We start from the raw sequence: 5,527 nt of genomic DNA, 5'->3' as shown, positions 1-5,527 counted from the left end.
ACAGGTACAGGAACAGGAACAGGAACAGGAACAGGAACAGGAACAGGAACAGGAACAGGAACAGGAACAGGAACAGGTACAGGTACAGGTACAGGTACAGGAACAGGAACAGGAACAGGAACAGGTACAGGTACAGGAACAGGAACAGGAACAGGAACAGGAACAGGTACAGGAACAGGTACAGGCGGAACCGGTTCAAACGGAAATAGTGCAGCAGATGAAGCAGCTCAAAAGGAAGCTGATAAGCAGAGTTGTAGTGCTATTAAAAATGATCAAAATAATGCTAAAGGTAAGTGTCAAAGCTTCAGGAATGACAGTGGCATTAAGGTTTGCACGTGGAAAGGCAGTAAGAAAAATGGCTATTGCCGGTACAAGTAATGTAATCGTTACTGATAAATGTATGTCTGTTGCTGGTTAGGTGCTGGTGGTCGCATTCTTCAGGATGGAAAGTCCTCCAGAAGTCGGAGGGCTTTCTTTCGTGTATATTAAAATACACAATTCGGTAAGTGTTTCATTTTTAATCAGTTCTTATTCTAAAAATATCAACGTTTTTTCTAGCAAGTAAAACGAAGTTTTACGTCTAACCACTAGCAAGTCGCGTAGCGACGTTCTCGCGACCCTCGCGAAGCGAGCTACCCCCCAGGCAGCTGACTTAACATCGCCCGGCGTATCCGGTCTACCGCTTCAATCAGCAGGCTGCGGGTGCAGCCGAAATTGAGGCGCATAAAGCGGTCATCGCCGAAGTCACGTCCCGGCGACATACCGATGCCGGCCTGCTCGAAGAAGTGGGCGGGGTTTTCCAGTTTTGCGGCGGAGACATCGATCCAGGCGAGATAGGTGGCTTCTACCGGATTGAGTTTCAGCCCGGGAATCTGATTAATCTCTTTCATCAGGTAGTCGCGGTTGCCTTTGAGGTAATCCAGTTGCTGTTGATGCCACTCGCCACCCTCCTTGTAGGCGGCCATCGTTGCGGTATAACCGAGCAGGTTAACGTCCGGGACGATCCCTTTGCGAACCTGCTGAAACTGTTTGCGCAACTGTGGGTCGGGGATGATGGCGAAAGAGCAGCCCAAACCGGCAATGTTAAAGGTTTTGCTGGGTGCCATCAGCGTAATCGTTTTGCTGGCGATCTTGCTGTCCAGTGATCCCAGCGGAATATGTTTCAGCCCCGGCTCCATAATCAGATCACAATGAATCTCATCGGAACAAACCGTCAGGTTGTGTTGCAAACAGATATCCGCCAGTTGCTGCAACTCATCTTCACGGTAAACGGTGCCGCCCGGGTTATGTGGATTGCAGAACAGTAGGAGGGTGGTGGTGTTGGTAATTGATTGTTCCAGGGCGTCGAAATCGATCAGCCAGCGTTGCTGTTGTTCAATCATGGGCACGGTAATCAGGCGTCGATCAGATAAGCGGGGCGCGGACATAAAGGGAGGATAGACCGGTTTGGCGGTGGCGACCTCATCCTGACTGGCGCCGACACTGCGACAGGCCAGATGAAGGCCGCATACAAGCCCTGGCAACCAGACTAACCACTCCTCCTGAATCTCCCAGCTATAGAGTTCTTGCATCCGCTCGATAATCAGCTGACTGAGTTCAGACGGAGTGTTGGTATAGCCAAAGATGCCATGATCAACCCGGGCCTGCAGCGCCTCAATAACGGCGGGAGGGGCCATAAAGTCAGTGTCGGCGACCCACATTGGCAGGATATCGGTGTCGCGGTATTTTTCCCACTTCTGGCTGGAGGTTGTATGGCGGTCTACTGGTTGATCAAAATGATCAAGGCTCATCGGCTGAATCCCTTTAGTTTAGAGGCTGGCAGAGACTTATTTGTATGTCATTAAGTTGCAAATAGCCATCAGGAAGTTATATTAGTCAGTATCAGATAATATAGTGGATATGGCCTTAATTTTCCGGCAATTTTTTGATTGTTGCTATACAGTCCCGCCAGCTGCCGATCCCCTTTCAGACTAATCAATACAATTTGTTCGCCGCATCTTATAGGGTCGCTGCAAATCAGTTTCTGGAGTCCGGTCATGACCGATAATAACCGTGTAATTATTTTTGATACCACCCTGCGTGATGGTGAGCAAAGCCCTGGCGCATCAATGACCCGGGAAGAGAAACTGCGGATTGCCAAGCAGCTGGAAAAGATGCGGGTGGACGTGATTGAAGCAGGTTTTGCGATCGCCTCTCCGGGTGATTTCGCATCGGTTAAAGCGATTGCCGACACCATCAAAGACAGTACTGTGTGTTCTCTGTCTCGGGCACTGGATGCCGATATTGACCGCGCCGGTGAAGCGCTGGTGAATGCCAATTCCGGCCGTATCCATACCTTTATCGCCACCTCGCCGATCCATATGAAGTACAAGCTGCAGATGGACCCTGACAAAGTGGTGGAGCAAGCGGTTTATGCGGTGAAGCGCGCCCGCAATCTGATTGGTGATGTTGAGTTTTCGCTGGAAGACGCCAGCCGTTCAGACTTGGACTTTATGTGCCGCATTATCGAGCAGGTGATCGATGCCGGTGCCCGCACCATCAATATTCCGGATACCGTTGGTTATGCGGTACCAGAGGAGTTTGGTCACACCATTCAACAGTTGCTGCAACGGATTCCGAACGCCGATAAGGCGGTGTTCTCTGTGCACTGTCACAACGATCTGGGCCTGGCGGTGGCTAACTCCCTGGCCGCCGTCAGTGCGGGTGCACGTCAGGTGGAGTGTACTATCAATGGGTTGGGTGAACGGGCCGGTAATGCGTCACTGGAAGAGGTGGTTATGGCGCTGCGCACCCGTCAGGATGTACTGGGGTTACATACCGGTATCGACACCACGCAGATCGTGCCAGCTTCGCGACTGGTCTCCAGTGTGACGGGCTTTCCGGTGCAGCCAAACAAGGCAATTGTGGGGGCTAATGCGTTCGCTCATGAGTCCGGTATTCATCAGGATGGCGTACTGAAACACCGCGAAACCTACGAAATTATGACCGCTCAGGATGTTGGCTGGAACGCCAATAAGATGGTGATGGGCAAACATTCCGGGCGCAGCGCTTTCCGTGCCCGTCTGGAAGAGCTGGGCACCACCTTCGAGTCGGATGCCGAGCTGAATACGGCGTTTGCCCGGTTTAAAGATCTGGCAGATAAAAAACATGAGATCTTCGATGAAGATCTGCAGGCGCTGGTGAGTGATACCCGTGCGTCTCATTATGAGAAGTTTAAACTGAGTAGCCTGTCGGTGACCTCGCAGACCGGAGAAGTGCCGGTAGCTAAAGTAACCGTTATGGTCAGCGATAGTGAGCGCACGGCTGAAGCGGCTGGCAGTGGGCCGGTGGATGCGGCGTTTAAAGCGATTGCCTCAATTGCCGAGTCTGATGCTACGCTGGAACTGTATTCAGTGAATGCGATCACCAGCGGTACCGATTCTCAGGGTGAGGTGACTGTGCGGCTGGAAAAGGGTGGCCGTATCGTTAATGGTCTGGGGGCCGATACCGATATCATCATCGCTTCGGCTAAAGCCTATATCCATGCGCTGAATATGCTTGAGTCCACTGAAGAGAAAGCTCATCCGCAGGTTTAACTGACGCTATCCACTCAGGGTAAAGGGAATAACAGAATGGAGCAGTCACTGCGTCATCAGTATCTGGAAACGCTGGGCATTGTCAGCTGGCTGCCTCGTCGACAGCTGCCCGGTGCCCGCCCCACCCCGGACTGGGTATGGGAGTACTGCTGGCCAGAAAATGACACCGCCGGGGTGTTGGCTAACGGTGAGGGAGCGACTGCGGCTCCGATTCTGAATCCGGCCGATCGTGCGACTGCTGCCAGACAGGCTCGGGCTGAGCTGAGTGCCAGCTTTGGTTCTGCGCCAAAACCCGCCAGCGTTAGTGTCTCTCCACAGCCCGCAGCAGTTGCTGCCACGATCACTCAGCCCGCGGCTGTTTCAGTGACGCCAACTCCTGCTCCGGTTACCCCCACTTCTGCTTCAGTCGCCCCTGCTCCAGCGCAGATCGACGCAGGTGCTGATGATATCAACCGCTCGTCTGCACCGGCCGATCTGCAGCTACCGTCAGTGTCTGAGCAAACCGAGCAGAAGCCGTTTAAACTGGCCTTTATGGTGTATCAGGACTGTCTGGTTATCGATTCCCTGCCGCCACTATCGGCCTCCGCCCGCACACCGCAAAACAGTGGTCAGGCCGATGCCCATCATCAGATTCTATTAGATAAAATTCTCCGTTCTATCGGTCTGACGGGGGGGACGACAACGGAGTATTACACTTTGCCCTGGCCGATGTTTGCCAGTAAATCACTGGATCAGGGGGCTGAGCAGGCACGCCTTACCGTTCAGCATAAACTGAAGAAAAGTTTGCAAAAGAGCCCGGTGAATACCGTATTGCTACTGGGGGAGTCCGCTGCACAGATGGTGCTGGAGCGGCCTGAACCGCTGGATCAGTTGCGGGGCATGTTGTTTAGTCTGCGTTCCAGTGTTAAAACCCTGGCCTCTGCCAGTCTGACCGAGATGATGATGTTACCTGGTTGTAAACGCGACGTCTGGAGTGATCTTCAGCCGCTGCTCGACCACCTGCAAAAGCAATCTGCCACCAATGGACAATAATGATTTGCGGCCGCTTGAAGCGTCCGACCTTCCCCAGTTGGCTCAACTTGAAGCCTGTTGTTTTACGCCTCCGTGGTCTGATGCTCAGTTACTTTCGTATCTCAGAGGTAAGCGTTATCTCTGTTATGGCCTGTGGCAGGATGAGCAACTGAATGGGTTTGCCCTGTTAACGACTGTTCTGGATGAAGCGGAGCTGTTGCAGATCGGCATTCGACCTGAGGCTCGTGGACAGGGGCTGGCGGGGGAGTTGCTAAGCTTCGTTCATGAGCAGCTGGAAAACTGTGGTATCAGTCGAAATCTGCTGGAAGTGCGCAGATCCAATGAGGCTGCCAGAAAACTCTATGCTCGTTTAGGTTATAAGGAGGATGGTGTGCGTAAAAACTACTATCCGGCAGAGACTGGCTATGAAGATGCCATTTTAATGAGCTGTAACAACCTTCTTTTACTCTAAGGCAGCTAAACTCAGCAGAGTTCATTAAACGGATACGGATATGAATTTAACCACAGAGCTGATTACTGGCTTCTGGTTCTGGTTTGCACAGGTTGGCTATTTTCTCCTGCTGGGCGTGGCCATCTGGTCTGCACCCTGGTCCACTCTGATCAGTAGTCGACAACTGCAGCACCTGTTTCTGGGTACGACCGTCGGATTGATGATCTTGTGGCAGATGCGCGCTGGAATTTCTCCTGGGCTGGGAATTCATTTTCTGGGGGTGACGGTGCTGACGCTGATGTTTGGCTGGGATCTGGCGATTCTGTCAGCCAGTCTGGCGCTGTTGGGAACGACCCTGATTGGACGGGAGGGGTGGGACGGTTTTGCCGTAAACGGGCTCTGTACCGTCGTCATCCCGTCGCTGGTCAGTTATTTTATTCTGCGACTGGTCGAAGCGCGTTTGCCTCCCAATTTTTTTGTTTATCTGTTT

General features: G+C 52.5%; 6 protein-coding genes. 5 read left to right on the top strand and 1 reads right to left on the bottom strand.

The genetic code is table 11. The features are described from left to right. Positions 1-418, top strand: a 418-nt coding sequence (locus ACQY8X_RS09180) for a hypothetical protein (protein WP_428034846.1), incomplete at its 5' end; no start/stop codon positions are given. A 214-nt stretch (positions 419-632) separates the two neighbouring features. On the opposite strand, the gene ACQY8X_RS09175 is transcribed toward ACQY8X_RS09180, so the two are convergent. Then, complete coding sequence (locus ACQY8X_RS09175; RefSeq protein WP_428034845.1) at positions 633-1,790, bottom strand: MalY/PatB family protein; 1,158 nt, start codon at positions 1,788-1,790, stop codon at positions 633-635. Positions 1,791-2,036: 246 nt separating this feature from the next. Between ACQY8X_RS09175 and ACQY8X_RS09170 the strand changes: the two genes are divergently transcribed. The 4 genes from ACQY8X_RS09170 to ACQY8X_RS09155 form a co-directional block, all read left to right on the top strand. Then, positions 2,037-3,575 carry a 2-isopropylmalate synthase gene (locus ACQY8X_RS09170; RefSeq protein ID WP_428034844.1) on the top strand — a complete coding sequence of 513 codons (1,539 nt, stop codon included), beginning with the start codon at positions 2,037-2,039 and terminating at the stop codon, positions 3,573-3,575. 36 nt (positions 3,576-3,611) lie between these two features. Beyond that, complete coding sequence (locus ACQY8X_RS09165) at positions 3,612-4,607, top strand: hypothetical protein (protein ID WP_428034843.1); 996 nt, start codon at positions 3,612-3,614, stop codon at positions 4,605-4,607. Further along, positions 4,597-5,058: a ribosomal protein S18-alanine N-acetyltransferase gene (gene rimI / locus ACQY8X_RS09160; RefSeq protein ID WP_428034842.1), complete on the top strand. Its 462-nt coding sequence runs from the start codon at positions 4,597-4,599 to the stop codon at positions 5,056-5,058. Before ACQY8X_RS09165 ends, rimI begins: the two co-directional genes overlap by 11 nt. Before the next feature lie 40 nt (positions 5,059-5,098). Then, on the top strand, positions 5,099-5,527 hold a 429-nt coding region (locus ACQY8X_RS09155), incomplete at its 3' end, for an energy-coupling factor ABC transporter permease (protein ID WP_428034841.1).

This window comes from Amphritea sp. (assembly GCF_050300915.1).
Lineage (GTDB): Bacteria > Pseudomonadota > Gammaproteobacteria > Pseudomonadales > Balneatricaceae > Amphritea.
Note: the sequence above shows the minus strand (reverse complement) of the source record. Positions and strands in the feature narration are given on the sequence as shown.

What these genes read in the sequence shown, in the direction of transcription:
- ACQY8X_RS09175 (WP_428034845.1), bottom strand. Translation starts at nt 1,790, where the DNA reads ATGAGCCTTGATCATTTTGATCAACCAGTAGACCGCCATACAACCTCC.
- ACQY8X_RS09170 (WP_428034844.1), top strand. Translation starts at nt 2,037, where the DNA reads ATGACCGATAATAACCGTGTAATTATTTTTGATACCACCCTGCGTGAT.
- ACQY8X_RS09165 (WP_428034843.1), top strand. Translation starts at nt 3,612, where the DNA reads ATGGAGCAGTCACTGCGTCATCAGTATCTGGAAACGCTGGGCATTGTC.
- rimI (WP_428034842.1), top strand. Translation starts at nt 4,597, where the DNA reads ATGGACAATAATGATTTGCGGCCGCTTGAAGCGTCCGACCTTCCCCAG.